Here is a 23,097-nt window from a genome sequence, read left to right as displayed (position 1 = left end):
CCATGAAAAATACTATCATAAATATCAAAGATTTAAAAAGAGAGTTTAAAATGGGAGACGAAATTGTTCGCGCCATCAAAGGAATATCTTTTACAATCAAAGAAGGCGAATTTGTTACCATAATGGGATCATCAGGTTCTGGAAAATCAACTTTACTAAACATATTAGGATGTCTAGACCAATCGTCATCAGGACTTTATGAAATAGACAATACTCCAGTAAAGAATTTAAATAAAAACCAGCTGGCCAAAATTAGAAATGAAAAAATAGGCTTTATTTTTCAGGCCTATAATTTGCTCCCCAGAACAACATCTATCGAAAATGCCGAGCTTCCTTTGTTATACAACAAAAAAATATCAGCAGAAGAAAGACGCAAAAGAGCAATAGATTCTTTGAAACTAGTTGGTTTATCAAAACGAATGGATCACACACCAAGTCAGCTCTCTGGTGGTCAACAGCAACGTGTAGCCATAGCAAGATCGTTAGTAAATGATCCTGTTGTCATCCTAGCCGATGAGGCAACTGGAAATCTCGACACAAGAACTTCGTATGAGATCATGGTCTTGTTTCAAAAACTCAATGCCGAAGGTAAAACCATCGTTTTTGTAACACACGAACCCGATATCGCATTATTTAGCAGTCGAACAATTGTATTAAAAGACGGACATATTATTAAGGACTACAAAAACGAAAATGTCCAGAACGCTGCTGAAGCATTAAAAAATTTAGGTAACGAAAACGAATAACAGTACTAATATATACTAATATGAATCTTTCAAACTTATTAAAAATAGCACTCAAAGCTCTTCAAATCAACAAAATGAGAGCTTTCCTGACTATGCTCGGAATTATTATTGGTGTTGCATCTGTAATTGCTATGCTTGCCATTGGCGAAGGATCTAAAGAGAGCATCAAATCTCAAATCTCGAGCATGGGTTCTAATATGATTACCATTAGACCTGGAGCCGGAATGCAGGGCGGTGTGCGAATGGATGTAAGTGCCATGCAGACTTTGACATTGAACGATTTAGAATCACTGAAAAAAAATGCTAAATTAATCGAGAACACCTCACCAGTTGTAAACGGAAACGGGCAAGCCATTAAAGGCGCCAAAAACTGGCCAACTTCACTTTATGGTGTTACACCAGAATATCTAAAAGTTAGAGTATTAGACGTAAAAGAGGGCACTATATTTACCGAAGAAGACATCAAAACTTCGGCTAAAGTTGTCGTTATTGGTCAAACCATTGTCGAAAATTTATTTGCCGCAAACGAAAACCCAATCGGAGCAACAATTCGTTTCAATAAAATTCCGTTTAAAGTCATTGGAGTTCTTTCAGAAAAAGGCGAAAGCACATTTGGACAAGATCAGGATGATATTATTTTAGCCCCATTTACATCGGTCCAAAAAAGAGTCTTGGCAACAACTTATCTCCAGTCTATTGTAACCTCCTCAAAAAGCGAAGAAGGCGCAACTGCAGCTGTCGAAGAAGTCTCTCAAATCTTGAGAGAAAATCACAAACTCGACAATGCCGAAGATGATTTTAATGTATTCTCACAACAGGAATTAATTTCGATGTTTAGTTCAACCAGCGAAATGATGACAGTGCTTTTGGTCGCTATTGCTGGAATTTCTTTATTGATTGGTGGAATCGGAATCATGAATATCATGTATGTTTCGGTAAAAGAAAGAACCCGAGAAATTGGTCTGAGAATGGCAGTTGGAGGAACTGAAAAAAATATTTTATTCCAATTTTTAACAGAAGCTGTAATAATTAGTATCACAGGTGGAATAATTGGAGTAACTTTAGGCTTAATTTCGACTGTTTTTATTGCGAATATCTTAAACTGGCCCACAAGTGTTACTCTGTATTCTATAATAGTTTCATTTGCCGTGTGTGCTATAACTGGAATATTCTTCGGATGGTATCCGGCTCGAAAAGCAGCTGCATTAGATCCGATAAACGCTTTACGTTATGAATAATTTTATCAAGAACAACCGCCTATATGCCACAATGATTCACGTTTTGGTTTGGGCGGTTTTATTTAGTCTTCCTTATCTTTTATCTTCTGGACAATCTGTCGAATTACAACGAATAATTGAGCATTTCTGGGTACCGCTTTCTATCTACGCTTTTATATTTTATCTCAATTATCTCATTTTGATAAATGTTTTTTTATTCAAAAGAAAAGCAGTCATCTATTTTGTTTTGAATGCAGTAGTTATTGCATTTTTTATTTGGCTCAATTTTCAGCTGAGAGAATATTTCGTAGCCAATCAGCCCGAGATGAATCATCTAAAAAGACCTCCTGTATTATTTTTTGTCTATATCGATTCTCTTTCGCTAATAGTTCCGCTTATTTTTTCGATTACGCTTCGCATTTTTGAACGCTGGGTCAAAACCGAAGTCGAAAAAAACGAATCAAAAAGCAGACAATTAGAATCTGAATTACAGCATTTAAAATACCAACTCCAGCCGCATTTTTTCTTTAACTCTCTCAACAACATCTATTCGTTGGTTGATATTTCTCCTGAAAAAGCCAAAGAAACAATACATAACCTAAGTTCCTTAATGCGATATCTTTTGTACGAATCTAATATTGAAAAAGTCAGCTTAAAAAAAGAAATCGAATTTATAGAACGCTATATAAAACTGATGAAAATGAGGACTTCGGAGAACACAATTGTTACAACCGATTTTCAAAATTTTACCGAAGATTTACAGGTTGCTCCGCTTCTTTTCATTTCATTAATTGAAAACGCTTTCAAACATGGTGTTTCGGCAGTAAACACTTCTACTATTTATTTTTCAATGCATATTGAAGGTTCCAAAATTATATTCAGCACCAAAAATAACAACATCAAAAAAAACAACTCCGACAAGAGCGGTTCTGGAATTGGCTTAAAAAACATCCAAAAAAGACTTCAGTTGTTGTATCCCGAAAAATCTAGTTTTGAAATACAGCAAACCGAAGAACAATTTGTAACTCAATTGATAATCGATACTCAAAAATAAAGTTTATGCACGAAAACTCAATCAGCTGTATTATAGTAGATGATGAACCATTTGCATTAGAATTGATTCAGAATTACGTATCAAAAACCCCTTTTTTAGAATTAAAAGGAAAATGCAGCAATGCCTTTGATGCATTACGTTTACTAAATAACGAAACGATAGATTTGGTTTTCCTTGATATACAAATGCCTGAATTATCAGGTTTAGAACTTTCTAAAACCATATCCAAACAAACTCGAATAATTTTCACCACTGCTTTTAGCGAGTATGCCCTTGACGGTTTCAAAGTCGATGCTCTCGATTATTTAATGAAGCCTTTTAATTTTGACGAATTTTACAATGCTGCGTTAAAAGCAAAAGAATGGTTTGGATTGGTTCGAAAAGAAAGCAAAGAGCCCTCTCAAAACAATAATTTTATATTCGTAAAATCCGAATACAAACAACTGAAAATCAATTTTGATGAGATTTTGTATTTCGAAGGATTAAAAGATTACATCAAAATATGGCTTGTCAACCAACCAAAAGCCATCTTAACTTTAATGAGTTTAAAATCCTTAGAAGAAGAATTACCCGAATCAAAATTTATGAGAATACACCGTTCTTTTATTGTTGCTTTAGACAAAATAGAAGAGATAGAACGCAATCAGGTTATCATTAATAAAAAACGAATTACAGTTGCCGAACAGTATAAAAGTAAATTTCAGGCTTATATTGGAAACAATTCTATACACTAAAACTTATTTTTCTTCTCTCATTTTTATTATTCAAAATCGCACCTACAGCTAAATAATAAAAACCGAATACCTGGTTCGTAACCCAAACGCTAAAATTCGTTTGCGCAACTATCGCTTGTTATTGATTATCGTTCAAGCTAATCAATCAGGTGTTTACAATACAAAAAAGAAGAACTAAACAATATTCGTTTCTTTATAACAAAAGAATATCTTTGCACAATCAAAAATCTCTTTGAAACTAGAGACTTATTGCAAAACAAAATCATAATCAATTGATTTTTCAATACTAAAATTCAATGAACTACCTTTCTGTCGAAAATATATCCAAATCCTTTGGAGAACGCACCCTTTTCAAAGACATTTCCTTTGGCATCAACAAAGACCAAAAAATTGCTTTTATAGCCAAAAATGGTTCCGGAAAAACAACTCTTATGAACATCCTAAACGGTTTTGACGAACCCGATACAGGTCAAGTGGTGCTTCGCAAGAGTATTCGTATGGCATTTTTATCTCAAGACAATAATTTGCAAGATGAATTGACGATTGAAGAAAGTATTTTTGCTTCGGATAATGAAACTCTAAAAGTTATTGAAGCATACGAGAAAGCATTAGAAAATCCTGAAGACGAAGAAGCTTATCAAAAAGCTTTTGATAATATGGATAGACACAATGCTTGGGATTTTGAAACGCAATACAAGCAAATTCTCTTCAAACTGAAACTGGAAGATTTTAAATTGAAAGTCAAAAACCTTTCGGGTGGACAAAAAAAGCGTTTGTCATTGGCCATTATCCTTATCAATCGTCCAGATTTGTTGATTCTAGATGAGCCTACCAACCATCTTGATCTTGAAATGATTGAATGGCTCGAAAGTTATTTTGCTAAAGAAAATATTACGCTATTCATGGTAACGCACGACCGTTTTTTCTTGGAACGTGTTTGTAACGAAATCATCGAATTGGACAACGGAAAAATTTACCAATATAAAGGAAACTACTCTTATTATTTAGAGAAAAAGGAAGAGCGAATCGCCTCAGAAAATGCGAGTATCGATAAGGCGCAAAATTTATTTGTAAAAGAATTAGAATGGATGCGCCGTCAGCCAAAAGCGCGAACGACTAAATCAAAATCGCGTCAGGATGATTTTTATGTAATTAAAGAAAAAGCACAAAGTCGTCGAAAAGAAAACAAAGTCGAGCTCGAAATCAATATGGAACGCATGGGAAGCAAGATTATTGAGCTTCACAAAATCTCCAAAAAATTCAAGGATCACATTATTCTGGATAATTTCAGTTATGATTTTCAGCGTGGGGAGCGCATCGGAATAATTGGTAAAAACGGAACTGGAAAATCTACTTTCTTAAACCTATTGACTGGAACAATTCCGTTAGATAACGGAAAAGTAGTCGTTGGAGACACGATCAAAATTGGTTATTATACCCAAAGCGGAATCGACCCAAAACCGGGACAGCGTGTGATTGATATTATCAAGGAATTTGGGGAGTTTATTCCTTTGGCAAAAGGCCGAATGATTTCAGCTTCGCAATTGCTGGAGCGTTTTCTTTTTGATGCCAAAAAACAATACGATTATGTAGAAAAACTAAGTGGTGGTGAATTAAAACGTCTGTATTTGTGTACCGTTTTAATTCAAAACCCAAACTTTTTGATTCTCGATGAGCCTACAAACGACTTGGATATTGTAACGCTTAATGTTTTAGAAAGTTTCCTGCTGGATTATCCAGGCTGTTTAATGGTTGTTTCGCACGATCGTTATTTTATGGACAAAATTGTAGATCAGTTATTTGTTTTTAGAGGTCAGGGCGAAATAGAAACTTTCCCAGGAAATTACTCCGATTTTAGAGCCTATGAAGATAGTGTTGAAATTGCTCCTAAAGAAGAAATCAAAACAGATAAAAAAGATTGGAAACAAAACAACAGCTCCAGCAATTTAACTTTTAACGAGCAAAAAGAATATCAAAAGATAGAGCGAGAAATCAAGGATTTAGAACTTGAAAAAGCCAAAATAGAACAACTTTTTTCAGATGGAAAAGTCTCCGATGCCGATATTGAAAAGAAAGCCAAGGAACTCGAAAACCTCATCCAAAAAATAGAAACTAAAGAAGAGAGATGGTTTGAACTAAGTGCTAAAATGGAAGGGTAATCCTGTTAGACAAATCAAAACACAACTCCAATGCTTTTACAACCAAAGCATTGGAGTTTTTTATTTTACAACAGTTGCAAATTTTTAACGTATAATCTAAAATCAAGAACCGTTTTTTTCATAACTTAACAATCTAAAAAACAACACCATAACACCATGAACAAAAATAAAGTCTCGCTTCACAGAGTTTTTTCGGCCAGTCCCGAAAAAGTTTTTAGGGCATTTACAACTCCCGACGCTATCGCTTCTTGGTTACCTCCTTATGGTTTTACTTGTAAAGTTCATAGCATGAATGTAAAAATTGGCGGTAAATATAAAATGTCGTTTACCAATTTTTCTACAGGCAGTAGCCATTCCTTTGGGGTGAATACTTAGAAATAATTCCAAATGAACGATTACAATATACAGATGTATTTGATGATCCTAATTTACTAGGTCAAATGATTACGACTATCGAATTGCGAAAAGCAGTTTGCGGCACGGAACTTTTTGCTACTCAAGAAGGAATTCCAGATGCGATTCCAGTAGAAATGTGCTATCTAGGCTGGCAAGAATCACTAGACAAATTAAAACGATTGATTGAACCTAATATTCCAGACGCTTAACAAAATCAATTAAAAAATTTAAAAAATGACAAAACAAATTTTTATCAATTTTGCAGTTAAAGACCTTCAAAAGTCAATGGCTTTTTATACGGCTTTAGGTTTTGAAAATAACCCTCAATTCTCAGACGAAACTGGAAAATGCATGGTTTGGAGCGAAACCATTTTTGTAATGCTGCTCTCGCATGAAAAATTTTCAAGTTTCATTACCAAACCCATTGCAGATACCAAGTCAAGTGTAGCAGGAATTTTTTCAATGTCAACCAGCAGTATCGAAGAGGTCAATAAAATAATGGATAACGGGCTAAAAGCGGGTGGGATTGAACCTAACGAAATGCGTGATTACGGTTTTATGCAACAACGAACCATAGAAGATCCAGACGGTAACACTTTAGAATTTTTTTATATGGATATTTCCAAAATTCCAACGGAATAAATAACATAAAAACACAGCTGTAATTATACAAAACAACAATGGATAACAATAAAAAATCTCCCAACCTTTCAGATCATCTAGCCAATGAGCGAACATTTCTTGCTTGGGTTCGAACCAGTATTGCACTAATGGGTTTTGGTTTTGTTATTGTAAAATTTGCATTGTTTTTAAAACAAATCTCTATTGTTTTAGGAGAAGAAAACAAAATACCCAGTAAAGGAAACTCAGCAATTATTGGTGTTATAATGGTTGCGCTAGGTTCTGTTATGCTTATGCTTGCCTATTTTAGATATAAAAATATTCAACGCCTACTGAATACCAATACCTACTCTCCTTCAAACTGGCTAATATCTCTAGTTACTATCTCAATTTTGATTGGTAGCATACTCATGGTTATTTACTTATTACCAAACATATAAACTTACCAAGGCAACAATAAATCAGATTTGCTTCAACATTTTTGGCTACAACAAAAGTAGATTTGGCTACTTTGTTCATTCAATGACTATTTAACTTTGTCAAATCAAAAAAGATTCACATTCTAGATAATTTTAATCCGTACATAAAAACAATGAGCACAACAAAAATAGCTTTAATCACTGGCGGAAGCCGAGGTTTAGGAAAAAATATGGCTTTGGCAATTGCCAAAAAAGGAATAGATGTAGTCATTACTTATCACACCAATAAACAAGCGGCTGAAGAAGTGGTAGCGGCAGTTCAAGCATTAGGTCAAAAAGCGACAGCTTTTCAATTGGACACAAGTGATACCAAACAATTTGAAGGGTTTTCGAAAGAATTGACTTCATATCTAAAAGAACAAAACGGTTCCGAAAACATTGATTTTTTAATCAACAATGCTGGAACGGGGTTTTATTCGCCAATTACCGAAACCACCGAAGAACAAGTAAATGCCATGTTCGATATTCATTTTAAAGGGGTGTATTTCTTGACTCAAAAATTACTTCCAACAATGAATGATGGTGGCGGTATTATCAATATTTCATCTGGATTAACACGAATTACAATACCTGGCTCTTCTGCTTATGCCTCAATGAAAACCGCTGTTGAAACACTAACTCGCTATCAGGCAAAAGAATTAGGAGCAAGAAAAATCAGAGTAAATGTAGTTGCTCCAGGTGCTATCGAAACCGATTTTGGTGGCGGTAGAACTAGAGACAACAAAGAAATCAACTCTTTTATTGCTTCATTAACTGCTTTGGGAAGAGTTGGTTTACCAGACGATATCGGCGGAGTGGTCGCTTTTCTTTGCACCGATGAAGCCTATTGGATTAACGGACAACGCCTAGAAGTTTCTGGTGGACAGTCTATATAATTAGCTAACTTAGCGCTATGATACCATTACAAGTAAAAAGCATCAGCGAGTTTCACAGAGTTTCAAATTTAACTCCACCTGACCATCCGCTTATTAGTATCGTAGATTATGCCGATGTAGTAGCCTCCCGACCAGAACAACCCTTGGGAGCTATTGCTCTTGGTTATTATTGCATTTCTGTCAAACGTGGCCTTCATTCAAAAATGCGTTATGGTCAACAGGAATATGATTTTGATGAAGGTGTGATGTATTTTTTAGCTCCTGGACAAATTTTACAAACGAGTTCAGCAACAAATCCAAACGAAAAACCTTCGGGCTGATTACTGCTTTTCCATCCCGATTTTCTTTGGAATACTGCATTGGCAAATGGCATAAAAAAATACGAATACTTTGATTATTCGGTTAATGAAGCTTTGTTTCTTTCTGAAAAAGAAGAAGCAACTTTAAACGGAATCATTCACAATATTAAACAAGAATATCATTCTAATATTGATAAATTCAGTCAGAGCATTATTATTTCTCAAATTGAAACACTGCTCAATTATGCAGATCGTTTTTATCAAAGACAATTTATTACCCGAAAAATAAACAACCATCAAATCCTTGACCGTTTGGAGAAACTGCTCTCTAACTATTTTGAAAGTGAAACAATCATTACCGAAGGATTACCAACAGTTCATTTCGTTGCTGAATCATTAAATATTTCGACGAGTTATTTAAGTGGTTTGCTCAAAGTACTTACAGGACAAAGCACGCAACAACACATTCACAACAAACTCATCGAAAAAGCCAAAGAAAAACTTTCTACCACTAATTTATCCGTTAGTGAAATTGCCTATGAATTAGGTTTCGAGCATTCGCAATCATTTAGTAAATTGTTTAAAAATAAAACCAAATTGACTCCGATAAAATTTAGGGCTGCTTTTAATTAAAAGAGCCAATGTTATTTTGACAGAAACAATCATACTATCTAAACTCTAATTAAAAATCTTAATTTTGCTATCAATCTAGCGAAACGTTTGCATCGTTAATTAAGATTGAAACACATCATCACTTACAATAAATAAATAAATAAAGAAATAAAAGAATGAAAAGAATTGCTTTGATAACAGGTGCAACTTCGGGAATTGGGAAAGCAACTGCAATTAAATTTGCCGAAAATGGTTTTAATTTAATACTCTGCGGTCGCCGTACTAAAAAATTGGAAGAGTTAAAGGAACTATTATCCGAAACGGTAAAAATTCACACCTTGACATTTGATGTTAGGGATAGAAACGAAGTTGAGTCGCAATTGCATTCTTTACCAAATGAATGGAAAAACATTGATGTTTTAATCAACAATGCAGGTAATGCACACGGGCTTTCTTCTATTGACAATGGCGACATTGACGACTGGGATGCCATGATTGACGGAAACGTAAAAGGATTACTGTATGTTTCTAAAGCTGTCATTCCGCAAATGGTAGAAAGAAAAAAAGGTCACATTATCAATTTGAGTTCTGTCGCAGGAAAACAAACCTATGCTAATGGTGCTGTATATTGTGCTTCAAAAAAAGCTGTAGAAGCCATAAGCGAAGGGATGCGCCTTGACCTAACCCAACACGGAATTAAAATTACCAATATCGCTCCAGGTGCTGTAGCTACTGAATTCTCTGAGGTTCGCTTTAAAGGCGACAAAGAAAAAGCTCAAAAAGTGTACGAAGGTTACGAACCTTTATTACCAGAAGATATTGCTGATTTTATATTTTATGCAATCAACGTTCCTGATAGAGTAACTATTGCTGATGCCACGATATATTCTAAATCCCAATCGGCTCCAACAACGATTTATAAAAACTAAAAAAACTTCGTTGACAGAAAACACCGAGTGGAAATTTTGTTACCCAATATTTAAGCTACCATGCAATTGGTCTGTAATCTTTTAAAAATTTTCCGCTCCAGTGTTTTCCCGTATTAATACCATCAAACAAAGGATCCATTACACGAGCCGCTCCATCAACAATATCTAATGGTGGCTGAAAATCTTGCTCTTCCTGTTTTCTTTTGGATAATTCCGCTGGATCTTCGTCTGTTACCCAACCCGTATCAACTGCATTCATAAATATTCCGTCTTTTGCTAAAGTACCAGCAGCAGTATGTGTCAACATATTCAAAGCTGCTTTTGCCATATTGGTATGCGGATGACGATCTTCCTTAAAATCACGATAAAACTTCCCTTCCATTGCCGAAACATTGATGATGTGTTTTTTTTCAGTAGTATCTTTCTTCATTAATTCCGAAAGACGATTACACAACACGAAAGGAGCAACCGAATTGACCAACTGTACTTCGATCATTTCGGTAGTTTCTATTTGACCTAACTTCAATCGCCAACTGTTTACTTTTCGCAAATCTACTTGTTGCAAATCAGCATCGAGTTCCCCTTCTGGAAAAACCTCCTGCGACACCAAAGCATTATCAAAAGAATATGGAATCTGAGATAATTTGGCCGAAGCCCTTAAACCAATGCCAGGTTCAGGTCCATGCCAAGTCACAGGCATATTTTGATTGGAAGAAGCACCTACAGTTAACATTTTTAATTCGGCCAAACAATTAGTGTGATCTTGCAACAAATCTTGAGCCAATTGAGGTAAATCAGTGATAGGTTTTTCTTCATTTTCCATCAAATGAGTATAAAATCCGGCTGGGCGTCTCACGGTTTGAGCAGCATTATTTATTAAAATGTCCAATCGCCCGTATTTTTGTTCAATGAAATTGCAAAAAATTTCGACACTAGGAATGTGCCTCAAATCCAATCCATGAATTTTAAGCCGGTGTCCCCATTCCATAAAATCTTCTTCTTTAGAAAAACGTAAAGCCGAATCTACAGGAAAACGTGTTGTAGCGATAACTGTAGCCCCACCGCGCAAAAGCATCAAAGTAATATGATAACCAATTTTTAGACGAGAACCCGTAATTACAGCTATTTGACCATTTACATCGGCAGTTTGAAAACGCTTGGCATAATTATAATCACCACAATCTGTACACATCGAATCGTAAAAATGATGCATTTTGGTAAATTCTGTTTTACAGACATAGCATTTTCTAGGAGTTTCTAATTCTAACTGTTCCTTGTTTGCCAAATCAGACATTGCCAGTAATTTTGGCGCAACAAAGACACTTGCCTCTCTGGCCGAACGAATTCCGGTTTCTTTACGAGCCGTCCTATCTTTCTTTTCTTGTTTGCGTTTGGCAACCGCTTTTCCGTCTTTTTTACGCTTAGCAAACTCATCTCTGTCAGGGCGAGAAAATTGCCCTGCCGCTTTGATTAAAGCAATTCGCTCTTCTTTTGGTATTTCAAAAATCTGCTGGGTATCAGTATTCAATTCTGTCAAAATAGCAATGCATTGGTTTACTTCCTCCAATGTTATTGTTCTTTTATTTTCAATAACTTCCTTTATCATAATAAAAATTTATTGCTTGTTTTAAGATTAAATTCCGAGGGTGTAAATATAGTTGTAAATTTTGGCTTATATCACAAAGGAAACGAAGAGACATACGAAGTTTTGTTTTAGTTTTTAAAAAATCTCTATGTATCTTTGTGAATTTTACTTTGCAAATCTTTGCGTAATTACCTCATATGCTTTTTCAAATTAAATCATACTTAAATTTCCTTTGGCTTTCTAAGAACGAACACGCCGTGCATTCTCCGTTTGTTTTTAGTTTACTAACAAAATGTTTTTATGACAAAAAAATCAAAACAGATTATAGCAATTTGAAAGAATACCGTACCGAACTTTTACAAAATAAAAACACCATCGAAATAACCGATTTTGGAGCTGGTTCGAGAGTTTTTAAATCAAATACAAGAATAATTGCTCAAATTGCCAAAACGGCTGGTATCTCTGCAAAACGAGCTCAACTATTATACAGAATTACTAATTACTTACAACCCGAAACGATACTCGAAATTGGAACTTCATTAGGATTAGCCACTTCTGCCCTAGCACTAGGAAACCCAAAAGCTTTCATTACAACTTTAGAAGGTTGCCCAAATACAATGAAACAATGCCAGCAGCAACTGCAAAAATTTAATATTAGCAATGTCAATTGTATCACAACCGAATTTAGCGATTATCTCAAAAACGCCTCATTATCAAACCGAAATTATCAACTTATTTATTTTGATGGAAATCATTCTAAAGAAGCTACTTTAAACTACTTTCATTTATTATTACCCACCATTACCAATGAAACCGTATGGATATTAGACGATATTCATTGGTCACCAGATATGGAAGCCGCTTGGAAAATCATAACAAACCATCCTAAAGTAACTGTAAGTATAGATACTTTTCAATGGGGACTAGTCTTTTTTAGATACGAACAACCCAAACAACATTTTATAATTCGTGCATAAAATTTAAAACCAATACTAATCATAAAAACAACACTATGGATATTAAACGAATTTTTAACAATAACCAAAATTGGATTAGCAAACAACTCAATATCGATCCAGATTATTTTGAAAAACTAGGACAAGGACAATCACCCGATTTTCTTTATATTGGTTGTTCGGATAGTCGCGTTTCGGCAGAGGAACTTATGGGTTTAGAACCAGGAAAAGTTTTTGTACATCGCAACATTGCCAATATGGTGCCGAATACCGACCTAAATTCGATGTCGGTTATAAACTATGCTGTCGTACATTTAAAAGTAAATCATGTCGTAGTCTGCGGACATTACGGCTGTGGTGGCGTACTGGCAGCTATGCAACAATCGGATTTAGGAATATTAAATCCTTGGTTGCGAAACATTCGCGATGTTTATCGATTGCATCAAAAAACACTTGATCTTATCCCTAACGATCAAGAAAAATACAAAAAACTAGTTGAATTGAACGTACAAGAACAATGCATCAACGTTATCAAAACTGCCGAAGTCCAAAAAGCAATCAACGAGAGAAATTTAAAAGTTCACGGATGGGTTTTTGATATTCACAGTGGAGAATTAATCAACTTAAATATTGATTTTGAAAACATCTTAAAAGACATCACAAAGATTTACAAAATATCAAACTAGAAAAAAACAAAAAAGGCAGTCACCCCCATGACTGCCTTTTTAATTCTAAATAACCAAACCTTAATCCTTATATTAAGATTTAATGCTTTCAACAAAAAACAAACTGAAAACTATATTTAATGTAAAAGGTTTTTTATCTTATTAACTAACTATAAAAAAAATAGAAACTTTTACAGGACAAACTTAATTCATTAATTTCAAAGTGGGTATAAAAAAATCGTTAAAAATTTAATTAAATCGATGAAATACACAATTATACACTTATTGCAAGTTAAAGATTACAGAATTTAAATGTTAAAATAAAATTTAAGGCGAAATCATTTCTAAATTGATTCTCATTAACCAACCTCAGAATATTTTGTAACAAAAAACCAATTACAACTACTTATCACAAATTAAAAGTGTTTTTGTACTTTTAAAAACAACTATAGCAATCCTATATTCTGATGAAAGAACCACTAATAAAAATCAGCAAAATAAAACGAGATTTCACTCTAGGTAACGAAATCGTACATGTACTCAAAGGCATTGATTTGGTGATAAACAAAGGGGAATATGTTGCCTTAATGGGACCTTCGGGATCTGGGAAATCAACATTAATGAATTTATTAGGCTGTTTGGATACCCCAACATCTGGAACTTATGTTTTGAATGGAAAAAATGTAAGTCAAATGAAAGATGATGAATTAGCCGAAATCAGAAATAAAGAAATCGGCTTTGTGTTTCAAACCTTTAATCTTTTGCCCAGAACAACGGCTCTAGACAATGTAGCCTTGCCTATGATTTATGCAGGTTATTCTAAGACAGAACGTGTAAAACGCGCTACTGAAGTCTTAACCCAAGTAAATCTAGCCAATAGGATGGACCATCAACCCAACCAACTTTCTGGAGGACAGCGACAGCGTGTAGCGGTTGCAAGAGCATTGGTCAACAAACCTTCGATCATTTTGGCCGATGAACCAACTGGAAACTTAGACAGTAAAACTTCTGTCGAAATCATGAAACTTTTTGGCGAAATCCATTCACAAGGAAACACTGTTATACTTGTAACCCATGAAGAAGATATTGCTGCCTATGCACATAGAGTAATTCGGTTGAGAGATGGTATAATAGAAAGTGATACTTCAAAATAATTCCGGAGTGAATACGTTGGAAATTAGAACAAAAATCAATATTGCAAACCTCTTAACTTCGCATCTAACTTCTTATTTAAAATGAAAGTATATACCAAAACAGGAGACAAAGGAACAACAGCTCTTTTTGGAGGAACTAGAGTGCCTAAAGATCATATCCGAATAGAAAGTTACGGTACCGTCGATGAATTAAACTCATACATCGGACTTGTTCGAGATCAAGAAATTCACAATCATTACAAGGAAATCTTGATTGAAATCCAAGATCGATTATTTACCGTTGGAGCCATCTTAGCCACCCCTCCTGAAAAAGAAATAATGAAAAACGGAGAGCTACGTTTAAAAAATCTAGGAATAACCGAAACCGATATCACATTATTAGAAAATGAAATAGATCAGATGGAAGAATCGCTTCCTCCAATGACTCATTTTGTTTTACCTGGCGGACACCAAACAGTGTCATATTGTCATATCACAAGATGTATATGTCGCCGTGCCGAACGTTTAGCGGTGCATTTGAGTCATACTGAACCAGTTGCCGAAATAGTTATTAAATACTTAAACCGCCTTTCTGACTATCTTTTTGTATTGGCACGAAAGTTGTCTATAGATTTAAACGCTGAAGAAGTAAAATGGATACCCCGAAAGTAGAATCCAGTTTCTAGAAAACAGTTTGCAGTTTGCAGTATTTTAGATAAGATTTTCCGTTTATAATCTGAAATTTTTCACCTTTAATCTGCTGTCTGAAAACACGTTCTTAACTTTAAAAAAAATAAATCATTTTTTACTTGTCTTTTTCAGTAAAAAAATTATTTTTGCACAAAACTAAATCGATAAATATGTATTGGACATTAGAATTAGCATCATATTTAAGCGATGCACCGTGGCCTGCTAACAAAGACGAACTTATTGACTACGCTATTAGAGCTGGTGCTCCATTAGAAGTGGTAGAGAACCTTCAATCCATTGAAGATGAAGGAGAGATATATGAATCAATGGAAGAAATATGGCCTGATTATCCAACAGACGAAGATTACCTTTGGAATGAGGATGAATATTAAAAAAATAAATCAAGAAAAAGTCTCAAAAGAGGCTTTTTTTTTGCTTGAATTTAAACAGATATAATTAAAAATAGAAATAAAAACAGATCATGAGTTTCATAAATAGTATTATTAAAATCTTTGTTGGAGACAAATCCGAGAAAGATATCAAAGCATTACAACCGTATTTAAATAAAATCAAAACTTTTGAAAGCACTTTACAATCTTTAACTCACGACGAGTTAAGAGGAAGAACCGCTTTTTTTAAAGAGAAAATAAAACAAGCACGCGCCGATAAAGACGCTAAAATTGCTTCATTAAAATCAGAAGTTGAAACGATTGAAGATATAGACAAACGCGAAGACATTTATAATACTATCGATGCTCTTGAAAAAGAAGCTTACGATATCTCTGAAAAAACTTTGATGGAAATTCTTCCTGAAGCTTTTTCTGTAGTAAAAGAAACTGCAAGACGTTTCAAAGAAAATACAGGAATCACGGTTACCGCTACTGCCAAAGACAGAGAACTTTCGGCTTCAAAACCATACATTACTTTAGAAGGTGACAAAGCAGTTTGGGCAAATACTTGGAATGCCGCTGGAAAAGAAATTACTTGGGACATGATTCACTATGATGTTCAATTAATTGGTGGAATGGTTTTGCACGAAGGAAAAGTTGCCGAAATGCAAACAGGAGAAGGAAAAACCTTGGTCGCAACATTACCATTATACCTTAATGCCCTGACAGGGAACGGGGTACACTTAGTAACAGTAAACGACTACTTGGCAAAACGTGATAGTACCTGGAAAGCACCTTTATTCGAATTTCATGGATTAACGGTTGATTGTATAGACAACCACCAACCTAGTACCGAAGGAAGAAGAAATGCCTACAACGCAGACATTACTTATGGTACCAACAACGAATTCGGTTTTGACTACCTAAGAGATAATATGGCACATTCGCCAGAAGATTTAGTTCAAAGAAAACACAATTTCGCTATTGTCGATGAGGTCGATTCAGTTTTGATTGATGACGCTCGTACACCGCTTATCATTTCTGGTCCTGTTCCGCAAGGAGATCGTCACGAATTTATCGAATTGAAACCAAAAATTGAAAGTTTAGTTGCCTTACAACGCCAACTGGCAAATGGTTTTTTGGCTGAAGCCAAAAAATTAATAAAAGAAGGAAACGCAAAAGATGGTGGTTTCCAATTATTAAGAGCATACCGTAGTTTACCTAAAAACAAAGCCTTAATTAAATTTTTGAGTGAAGAAGGAGTAAAACAATTACTTCAAAAAACCGAAAATCAATACATGCAAGATAATAATCGCGAAATGCCAAAAGTGGACGAAGCATTGTATTTTGTAATCGAAGAGAAAAACAACCAAGTCAGTTTAACCGATAATGGTATCAAAGCCTTATCAGGAGATACTGATTCAGATTTTTTTGTACTTCCAGACATCGGAACCGAAATCGCTTCTATCGAAAAACAAAAATTAGACAAAGATGCTGAAGCCGAAGCTAAAGAAAGATTGTTCCAAGATTTTGGAGTAAAAAGCGAGCGTATTCACACCTTGACACAGCTCTTAAAAGCCTATACCCTTTTTGAAAAAGATGTAGAATATGTAATCATGGATAACAAAATCATGATTGTAGATGAGCAAACTGGTCGTATCATGGATGGTCGTCGTTATTCTGACGGTTTACACCAAGCCATCGAAGCCAAAGAAAATGTAAAAATCGAAGCTGCTACACAAACTTTTGCAACCGTTACTTTGCAAAACTATTTCAGAATGTACAACAAATTAGGAGGTATGACTGGAACTGCTGTTACAGAAGCAGGTGAGCTTTGGGAAATTTACAAACTAGACGTTGTTGAAATCCCAACCAACCGAGGAATTGCTCGTATTGACAAAGAAGATTTTATCTACAAAACTACCCGTGAAAAATTCAATGCGGTAATCGAAGATGTAACAGAATTATCAAAAGCTGGAAGACCTGTTTTGATTGGAACAACATCTGTCGAAATTTCAGAACTATTAAGCCGTATGCTTAAAATGAGAGGAGTTACTCATAATGTTTTGAATGCAAAAATGCACAAACAAGAAGCTCAAATTGTGGAAGAAGCTGGAAAAGCAGGTGTAGTTACTATTGCAACTAATATGGCCGGTCGTGGTACCGACATCAAATTATCACCTGAAGTAAAAGCTGCTGGAGGATTAGCAATTGTTGGTACTGAGCGTCATGACTCTCGCCGTGTGGACCGTCAGTTACGTGGTCGTTCAGGACGTCAAGGAGACCCAGGAAGTTCACAATTTTATGTTTCGTTGGAAGACAACTTAATGCGTTTATTTGGTTCTGAAAGAGTAGCCAAAGTAATGGATAGAATGGGATTACAAGAGGGTGAAGTGATTCAACATTCGATGATGACCAAATCTATCGAGCGTGCTCAGAAAAAAGTAGAAGAAAACAACTTTGGTGTTCGTAAACGTTTATTAGAATATGATGATGTTATGAACGCTCAACGTGAAGTAGTGTACAAACGTCGTCGTCACGCATTATTTGGTGAGCGTTTAAAACTAGATATTGCCAATATGCTTTACGATTCTTGCGAATTAATCGTTGGTAACACAAAAGCTACAAATAATTTCAAAGATTTTGAATTTGAAATCATTCGTTATTTCTCATTCACTTCACCAATTTCTCAAGAGGAATTCTCGAAATTAACCGAAATAGAAATCACTAGCAAATTATACAAAGCTGCCCTTGAATTTTATACTCAAAAAACCGAAAGAAGTGCTAGAGAAGCTTTCCCAATCATCAAGAATGTTTACGAAGATAAAAACAATCATTTTGAGCGTATCGTTGTTCCTTTTACTGATGGATTAAAAGTATTTAACGTTGTAACGGATTTAAAGAAAGCATACGAAACAGAAGGAAACCAATTAGTAGTTGATTTTGAAAAAAACATCACATTATCTATTGTTGATGAAGCTTGGAAAAAACACTTACGCAAAATGGACGAATTGAAACAATCTGTTCAATTGGCAGTTCACGAACAAAAAGATCCTTTACTTATCTACAAATTTGAAGCTTTCAATTTGTTCAATAAAATGCTGAATGGTATCAACAAAGAAGTGATTTCATTCTTATTTAAAGGCGATTTACCTCAACAACAAGCTCCTGTAATTGAAGAAGCTGTTTATGAGCGTCCTGTAGAAGATTATCAATTGAGTAAAGATGAAATTCCAAATAGCGAAAGTGCAAATCGTGAAGCAGGAGAAACTCAACAACGTCAAGTTACCGAAACTATCGTTCGCGATATGCCAAAAATCAATCGCAACGATACTGTAACAGTTCAGGAAATTGCAACTGGTAAAACAGAAACTATGAAATACAAAAAAGCAGAAAGCCTTTTAGCAACCGGAACTTGGGTTTTGGTGAACGAATAAATTTCAAAAAGTTCTTTACTTTTTTCAATCATTTAGAACAGCTGCAAAACGAAACTGCAGCTGTTTTTTTTAGAAAATGATAAAAATCATTCTTTTAAATAATTATTAAAACGTATTTTTGCCTTCAGAAACAGCGAAAAATACATTTTGAAACGACTTTTCATCATATTTCTTTCCTCTATGCTATTAGTTCCTACTTTTGGCAGTTTCTTTGTTTTCATCTCATTCAAATTAAATCAGAAAGAAATAGCTCAAACCATTTGCGTACAACGCAAAGCTGTTTTTAACAGTTGTAATGGTCGATGCGAACTTCAAAAAAGTATTAAAAAATATTCGGATAACGAAAAAAAGATGCAGGATGTTTTAAAAGACAAACTTGAATTGGTATATGTTTCAAATACTACTGAAATAGTCATCAATGCAATTCCTGTAATCGAATCCAAAGAAAACACTTCAGTTTTATTCGAAAAGAAACCGATAGGAGCTTCAAATCTTATTTTCCATCCTCCCCTAGCATAAAAACAAGATTAATGTTTTATTTCTGAAACGTATAGAAATTTGTTGTCATTACAATTACTTAGTAATGATATCAAAGTTTCGATATGGTTTTGTTTTAGGGTTAAGTGAATTTATTTCAAAATAGATTCAAAAATCATTAATCTTTTCTTCGCACTTGAAAATACATTTATTGTATATCTCATTTTCTCAAAATTCCAGAGTAGTTTAATTATTTTTTGATTTACAAATTCAGCTTAACATACTGTATTTTAAATCATCAATACAACATTCATTGCAAATGAAATCTTTTAATTTTTTAGTATTCACAATCCTTTTTGTGATTACTTCCTGTACAATTGACAAAACAGATTATGAAGCCGAAATTGATTCACAAGTACCAGAATATAATGAGTTTAAAGAAGCAGTTTCATTAACTAGTGGCAATTATAAAATTAGTATTGAGACGTTAAATGGATCTTTTTACAAAGGGTATAATGAACTTCGCCTAAAAGTCATAAATACGCAGAACAATCAAAATGTTAATGCTACCGAAGTAACATTTTTACCCATAATGAGTGAAGATGAAATTACCAGTTCTTGTCCTCACGAGTACAATTTGATTTATGATGCAACTAATAAATATTTTGCTGGTTATAGTGTTTTTACCCATGAAACCGCTTCTTCCAATAACTGGAAGTTGTATATAAGTTTTAAAGTCGAGAATCAGAAATACGATGCAAATGCAGCTGTTTTGGTCGAAAAGCAGAGCAATAAAAATCTAAACATGACCACTTTTACAGGAAAAGATAACGAAGAATATGTAATAGCGCTAATTTCTCCACAAAAACCAACAGTTTCAGAAAATCCTTTGGTTGCAGGTATATACAAATACAATAAACCAACTTCTGTGGCGGGAACTTTTCCTGACCCAACACAATATTCTTATTCAGAAGTTGATAATTATACCTTAAAATTAGATCCAAGAATGCCAGAGCCTTCTATGGGAAATCACTCTTCTCCAAACAATAAAGATTTGACACAAGAAGACGATGGTTTGTATCATGGAGTGGTCAATTATACAATGACTGGTAATTGGACTTTGAATCTGATTATGCTCAATCAAAACGGATTGATTATAAAAGGAACAGTGGTCCCAACTGATTTTACACCAGGAGTCGAGGGAGCAAAGAGTGAACTATTTATTGACACTTTATTCTAATAGCATGAAATATATTATAATGTTTCTTTTTTTAGGAATGTCGTTATTTGCTCAAAACTCTTTAGAGCGTAACGATACTATTAAAAACTTAGAAGAAGTAAAAGTAAAAAATACAACTAAGAAGAAAATTGAAACCGAAATGAAGATGGCTGTTTCTATAGATGAGTTTTTGTCTTCTGCCGATAATATCAGTTTTATCAAACGTGGTGCTTATGCTTGGGAGCCTTTGCTGAATAATATGAGTACGGAACGTTCGACAGTAACAATTGATGGGATGCACATTTTTGGAGCCTGTACCGACAAAATGGATCCTATCACTTCTTATGTAGAAAGCAATAATCTATCAACAATTGATATTAAGTCAGGGCAAGAAGGAGGTTTACACGGTTCGACCATAGCTGGAAGCATTGATTTAAAAAGAAAAAGCACCTCATTTGGTCTTGAACAAAAATGGCACGGAACATACCAAAGCGGATTTGAATTCAACAACAAACAATTTTTCAATCTTGGAAACATATCCTATTCTGGAGAAAAATTTGTAGCAGACGGAAGTATTTCCTATCGGAAAGCTGATGATTATTTTGATGGAAATAATGATGAAGTAAAACATTCGCAATACAAAAAATTCAATACCTCATTAGGTTTAGCATATAAAACAAGTGATTTATCTGCAGTTAGAGTAGATGCAATTTTTGATATGGCAAAAGATGTTGGCTATCCTGCTTTGCCAATGGATTTGTGGCTTTCACGTGCCTTGATTACCTCAGCCTCCTACAAACAATTATTTGAAGATGGACTGATACGAGTGATAGATACAAAAATCTATTTCAATACGATCGAACATTATATGGATGACACAACACGGCCAGAAAACCTTGTCCATATGGATATGCCAGGCTGGAGTACTACCTATGGTTTGGTTTCTAAAGCCAACCTAAGAAAAAACAATTATTCATCAGAAATTCAATTGAATGCTTACGACAATCTTTCTATTGCCGAAATGCGAATGTATCCGCAGGATCGCAGCGAAAGAACAATGTTTGCCTATAGCTGGCCATGGGTTACGACTCGATACGGCGGACTTTCGATGAATAACAACTGGGACATTTCGGAAAAAAGTCAACTGAATTTAGGTGGTTCTTTAGGAGTAAATTACAATTACTCCAAATACGTAGAGTTCAACTGGATTTTTCATCCAGGAGCTCCACAAGAAAAAACAAGATTTTTACCAAGTTTACACGCAGGATATAATCTCGATTTAGAACATTTTAATTTTTCGGTAGGAACTGGTTATGGTCACAGAGCGCCTTCAGTTTCAGAAGGATATGGGTATTACATTTATAATAGTTTTGATCGTTACGATTATATTGGTGATCCTGATTTGAAAAATGAAATTTCGTATGAAGGGAATGTCTCAGCAGGTTTTAGCAATGAAAGATTCAGTATTCAGGGGAAAATAAATTATTTCTATATAGAAAACTATATTATTGGTAGAATCCTAAGCATGGGAAGTCCGATGAATTATCAGTCTGTTGGTGTAAAAGGCTATACCTCGTTAGATTATGCTACACTTTTTAATGGTTCGATGAATGTGAGTTACGATATTTTAGAACATTTGCATTGGAATGGGACTTTAACTTATGCAAGAGGAATGGATAATAAACAAGGAAATTTGCCTTTTATTCGTCCGTTAAGTTATCTTACTTCGCTTCATTTTATGCACAAAAATTTCGGAATTCAAACTTCTATAAATGGCGATTTAGAGCAAATTAATTACAGTCCAGAGTATGGTGAAGACCAGACTGACGCTTACTTTATTTGGAATCTTTCAGCGGATTACACATTCAACATCAATAAAATAGAGAGCGTGATACAAATTGGAGCAGAGAACATTTTAAACAAATATTACAGCACTTATGCTGACTGGGGAAACATTCCTAGAATGGGACGTAATATTTTTGCTTCTTTAAAATTAAATCTTTACTGAAATGAAAAAAGTTTTTAGTATCACAATGATAATCTTGTTCCTGTTGGTTTCTTTCCAGCAGGCATTGATTATTGTACACTTTAAACTTAATCAACAAAGAATTGAGCAGGAGTTCTGTATCAACAAATCCAAACCTGAACTACAATGTCACGGAAAATGTCATTTGAAAAAAGATCTGGAAAATTCAGAAAACTCCAATTTAGCACTTAAAAATTTAGAAAAAAAAATTGATCTTGTTTTGACTTCGAATATCGATTTTAAACTCAAAACAGATAAAAAAATCAATTCGAATAGTAACGTTTTTTACAAAGAAAAGGAACGATTAGATCCATTTCTTAAAGTTTTTGTGCCGCCTCCTAATTATTGTAATTCTTATTTAATCAGACTTATTTATTAAAATAGAAATACAAATAAATT

22 protein-coding genes and 1 pseudogene are annotated in these 23,097 nt (G+C 34.4%); 22 read left to right on the top strand and 1 reads right to left on the bottom strand.

Annotation, left to right across the window (positions count from 1 at the left end; genetic code table 11):
* The first annotated feature begins 2 nt into the window (after positions 1-2).
* The 12 genes and pseudogenes from ABEB18_RS16095 (at position 3) to ABEB18_RS16045 (ending at position 10,121) form a co-directional block, all read left to right on the top strand.
* The gene (locus ABEB18_RS16095) at positions 3-746 is read left to right on the top strand and encodes an ABC transporter ATP-binding protein (protein WP_348800360.1); all 744 of its coding nucleotides are present in this window, start codon (positions 3-5) and stop codon (positions 744-746) included.
* Positions 747-766: 20 nt separating this feature from the next.
* Positions 767-1,984: an ABC transporter permease gene (locus ABEB18_RS16090; RefSeq protein WP_348800359.1), complete on the top strand. Its 1,218-nt coding sequence runs from the start codon at positions 767-769 to the stop codon at positions 1,982-1,984.
* The gene (locus ABEB18_RS16085; RefSeq protein WP_348800358.1) at positions 1,977-3,017 is read left to right on the top strand and encodes a sensor histidine kinase; all 1,041 of its coding nucleotides are present in this window, start codon (positions 1,977-1,979) and stop codon (positions 3,015-3,017) included. The genes ABEB18_RS16090 and ABEB18_RS16085 overlap by 8 nt, the downstream gene beginning before the upstream one ends.
* A gap of 5 nt (positions 3,018-3,022) precedes the next feature.
* The gene (locus ABEB18_RS16080) at positions 3,023-3,751 is read left to right on the top strand and encodes a LytR/AlgR family response regulator transcription factor (RefSeq protein ID WP_348800357.1); all 729 of its coding nucleotides are present in this window, start codon (positions 3,023-3,025) and stop codon (positions 3,749-3,751) included.
* A gap of 296 nt (positions 3,752-4,047) precedes the next feature.
* Positions 4,048-5,910 carry an ABC-F family ATP-binding cassette domain-containing protein gene (locus ABEB18_RS16075; protein ID WP_348800356.1) on the top strand — a complete coding sequence of 621 codons (1,863 nt, stop codon included), beginning with the start codon at positions 4,048-4,050 and terminating at the stop codon, positions 5,908-5,910.
* A gap of 156 nt (positions 5,911-6,066) precedes the next feature.
* A complete protein-coding gene (locus tag ABEB18_RS17525; protein WP_498371374.1) occupies positions 6,067-6,285 on the top strand; it encodes an SRPBCC domain-containing protein in 219 nt (72 codons plus the stop codon).
* Positions 6,286-6,287: 2 nt separating this feature from the next.
* Positions 6,288-6,515, top strand: a complete 228-nt coding sequence (locus ABEB18_RS17520) for an SRPBCC domain-containing protein (protein ID WP_498371375.1) — start codon at positions 6,288-6,290, stop codon at positions 6,513-6,515.
* 25 nt (positions 6,516-6,540) lie between these two features.
* Positions 6,541-6,948 (top strand): VOC family protein, encoded by a 408-nt coding sequence (locus tag ABEB18_RS16065; protein WP_348800355.1) that lies wholly within the window; start codon positions 6,541-6,543, stop codon positions 6,946-6,948.
* 38 nt (positions 6,949-6,986) lie between these two features.
* Complete coding sequence (locus ABEB18_RS16060) at positions 6,987-7,367, top strand: YidH family protein (RefSeq protein WP_348800354.1); 381 nt, start codon at positions 6,987-6,989, stop codon at positions 7,365-7,367.
* 152 nt (positions 7,368-7,519) lie between these two features.
* Positions 7,520-8,281: an SDR family NAD(P)-dependent oxidoreductase gene (locus ABEB18_RS16055; protein ID WP_348800353.1), complete on the top strand. Its 762-nt coding sequence runs from the start codon at positions 7,520-7,522 to the stop codon at positions 8,279-8,281.
* Between the two features lie 17 nt (positions 8,282-8,298).
* A pseudogene (locus ABEB18_RS16050) lies at positions 8,299-9,213 on the top strand (helix-turn-helix domain-containing protein).
* Between the two features lie 155 nt (positions 9,214-9,368).
* On the top strand, positions 9,369-10,121 hold the full coding sequence (locus ABEB18_RS16045) for an SDR family NAD(P)-dependent oxidoreductase (protein ID WP_348800352.1): 753 nt from the start codon (positions 9,369-9,371) through the stop codon (positions 10,119-10,121).
* 55 nt (positions 10,122-10,176) lie between these two features.
* Here the strand turns inward: ABEB18_RS16045 and ABEB18_RS16040 are convergent, their stop codons facing one another.
* Entirely contained in the window at positions 10,177-11,727 is a 1,551-nt protein-coding gene (locus ABEB18_RS16040) for an SDR family NAD(P)-dependent oxidoreductase (protein ID WP_348800351.1), read from the bottom strand.
* Positions 11,728-11,903: 176 nt separating this feature from the next.
* On the opposite strand from ABEB18_RS16040, the gene ABEB18_RS16035 reads away from it, so the two are divergent.
* The 10 genes from ABEB18_RS16035 to ABEB18_RS15990 all read left to right on the top strand — a co-directional run bounded on the left by ABEB18_RS16035 (position 11,904) and on the right by ABEB18_RS15990 (position 23,077).
* Entirely contained in the window at positions 11,904-12,683 is a 780-nt protein-coding gene (locus tag ABEB18_RS16035) for an O-methyltransferase (protein WP_348800350.1), read from the top strand.
* A gap of 35 nt (positions 12,684-12,718) precedes the next feature.
* Positions 12,719-13,348 (top strand): carbonic anhydrase, encoded by a 630-nt coding sequence (locus ABEB18_RS16030; RefSeq protein WP_348800349.1) that lies wholly within the window; start codon positions 12,719-12,721, stop codon positions 13,346-13,348.
* Positions 13,349-13,794: 446 nt separating this feature from the next.
* Positions 13,795-14,481, top strand: coding sequence for an ABC transporter ATP-binding protein (locus ABEB18_RS16025; protein ID WP_348800348.1), 687 nt, complete (start codon positions 13,795-13,797; stop codon positions 14,479-14,481).
* A gap of 81 nt (positions 14,482-14,562) precedes the next feature.
* Complete coding sequence (locus ABEB18_RS16020; RefSeq protein WP_348800347.1) at positions 14,563-15,132, top strand: cob(I)yrinic acid a,c-diamide adenosyltransferase; 570 nt, start codon at positions 14,563-14,565, stop codon at positions 15,130-15,132.
* Positions 15,133-15,320: 188 nt separating this feature from the next.
* Positions 15,321-15,542: a DUF2795 domain-containing protein gene (locus ABEB18_RS16015; protein ID WP_007138072.1), complete on the top strand. Its 222-nt coding sequence runs from the start codon at positions 15,321-15,323 to the stop codon at positions 15,540-15,542.
* 89 nt (positions 15,543-15,631) lie between these two features.
* Entirely contained in the window at positions 15,632-18,976 is a 3,345-nt protein-coding gene (gene secA, locus ABEB18_RS16010) for a preprotein translocase subunit SecA (protein WP_348800346.1), read from the top strand.
* 180 nt (positions 18,977-19,156) lie between these two features.
* Complete coding sequence (locus ABEB18_RS16005; RefSeq protein ID WP_348800345.1) at positions 19,157-19,495, top strand: hypothetical protein; 339 nt, start codon at positions 19,157-19,159, stop codon at positions 19,493-19,495.
* Positions 19,496-19,772: 277 nt separating this feature from the next.
* Positions 19,773-20,693 (top strand): hypothetical protein, encoded by a 921-nt coding sequence (locus ABEB18_RS16000; protein WP_348800344.1) that lies wholly within the window; start codon positions 19,773-19,775, stop codon positions 20,691-20,693.
* Positions 20,694-20,697: 4 nt separating this feature from the next.
* Entirely contained in the window at positions 20,698-22,680 is a 1,983-nt protein-coding gene (locus tag ABEB18_RS15995; protein WP_348800343.1) for a TonB-dependent receptor plug domain-containing protein, read from the top strand.
* 1 nt (position 22,681) lies between these two features.
* Positions 22,682-23,077, top strand: a complete 396-nt coding sequence (locus ABEB18_RS15990) for a hypothetical protein (protein WP_348800342.1) — start codon at positions 22,682-22,684, stop codon at positions 23,075-23,077.
* Positions 23,078-23,097: the final 20 nt, after the last annotated feature.

Source organism: Flavobacterium adhaerens, assembly GCF_040045115.1.
Lineage (GTDB): Bacteria > Bacteroidota > Bacteroidia > Flavobacteriales > Flavobacteriaceae > Flavobacterium > Flavobacterium adhaerens.
The sequence above is the reverse complement of the archived record's forward strand: the minus strand, read 5'-3'. Positions and strand labels throughout refer to the sequence as shown.

Coding starts and splice junctions, on each gene's coding strand:
- ABEB18_RS16095 (WP_348800360.1), top strand. CDS start 3: ATGAAAAATACTATCATAAATATCAAAGATTTAAAAAGAGAGTTTAAA.
- ABEB18_RS16090 (WP_348800359.1), top strand. CDS start 767: ATGAATCTTTCAAACTTATTAAAAATAGCACTCAAAGCTCTTCAAATC.
- ABEB18_RS16085 (WP_348800358.1), top strand. CDS start 1,977: ATGAATAATTTTATCAAGAACAACCGCCTATATGCCACAATGATTCAC.
- ABEB18_RS16080 (WP_348800357.1), top strand. CDS start 3,023: ATGCACGAAAACTCAATCAGCTGTATTATAGTAGATGATGAACCATTT.
- ABEB18_RS16075 (WP_348800356.1), top strand. CDS start 4,048: ATGAACTACCTTTCTGTCGAAAATATATCCAAATCCTTTGGAGAACGC.
- ABEB18_RS17525 (WP_498371374.1), top strand. CDS start 6,067: ATGAACAAAAATAAAGTCTCGCTTCACAGAGTTTTTTCGGCCAGTCCC.
- ABEB18_RS16065 (WP_348800355.1), top strand. CDS start 6,541: ATGACAAAACAAATTTTTATCAATTTTGCAGTTAAAGACCTTCAAAAG.
- ABEB18_RS16060 (WP_348800354.1), top strand. CDS start 6,987: ATGGATAACAATAAAAAATCTCCCAACCTTTCAGATCATCTAGCCAAT.
- ABEB18_RS16055 (WP_348800353.1), top strand. CDS start 7,520: ATGAGCACAACAAAAATAGCTTTAATCACTGGCGGAAGCCGAGGTTTA.
- ABEB18_RS16045 (WP_348800352.1), top strand. CDS start 9,369: ATGAAAAGAATTGCTTTGATAACAGGTGCAACTTCGGGAATTGGGAAA.
- ABEB18_RS16040 (WP_348800351.1), bottom strand. CDS start 11,727: ATGATAAAGGAAGTTATTGAAAATAAAAGAACAATAACATTGGAGGAA.
- ABEB18_RS16035 (WP_348800350.1), top strand. CDS start 11,904: ATGCTTTTTCAAATTAAATCATACTTAAATTTCCTTTGGCTTTCTAAG.
- ABEB18_RS16030 (WP_348800349.1), top strand. CDS start 12,719: ATGGATATTAAACGAATTTTTAACAATAACCAAAATTGGATTAGCAAA.
- ABEB18_RS16025 (WP_348800348.1), top strand. CDS start 13,795: ATGAAAGAACCACTAATAAAAATCAGCAAAATAAAACGAGATTTCACT.
- ABEB18_RS16020 (WP_348800347.1), top strand. CDS start 14,563: ATGAAAGTATATACCAAAACAGGAGACAAAGGAACAACAGCTCTTTTT.
- ABEB18_RS16015 (WP_007138072.1), top strand. CDS start 15,321: ATGTATTGGACATTAGAATTAGCATCATATTTAAGCGATGCACCGTGG.
- secA (WP_348800346.1), top strand. CDS start 15,632: ATGAGTTTCATAAATAGTATTATTAAAATCTTTGTTGGAGACAAATCC.
- ABEB18_RS16005 (WP_348800345.1), top strand. CDS start 19,157: ATGCTATTAGTTCCTACTTTTGGCAGTTTCTTTGTTTTCATCTCATTC.
- ABEB18_RS16000 (WP_348800344.1), top strand. CDS start 19,773: ATGAAATCTTTTAATTTTTTAGTATTCACAATCCTTTTTGTGATTACT.
- ABEB18_RS15995 (WP_348800343.1), top strand. CDS start 20,698: ATGAAATATATTATAATGTTTCTTTTTTTAGGAATGTCGTTATTTGCT.
- ABEB18_RS15990 (WP_348800342.1), top strand. CDS start 22,682: ATGAAAAAAGTTTTTAGTATCACAATGATAATCTTGTTCCTGTTGGTT.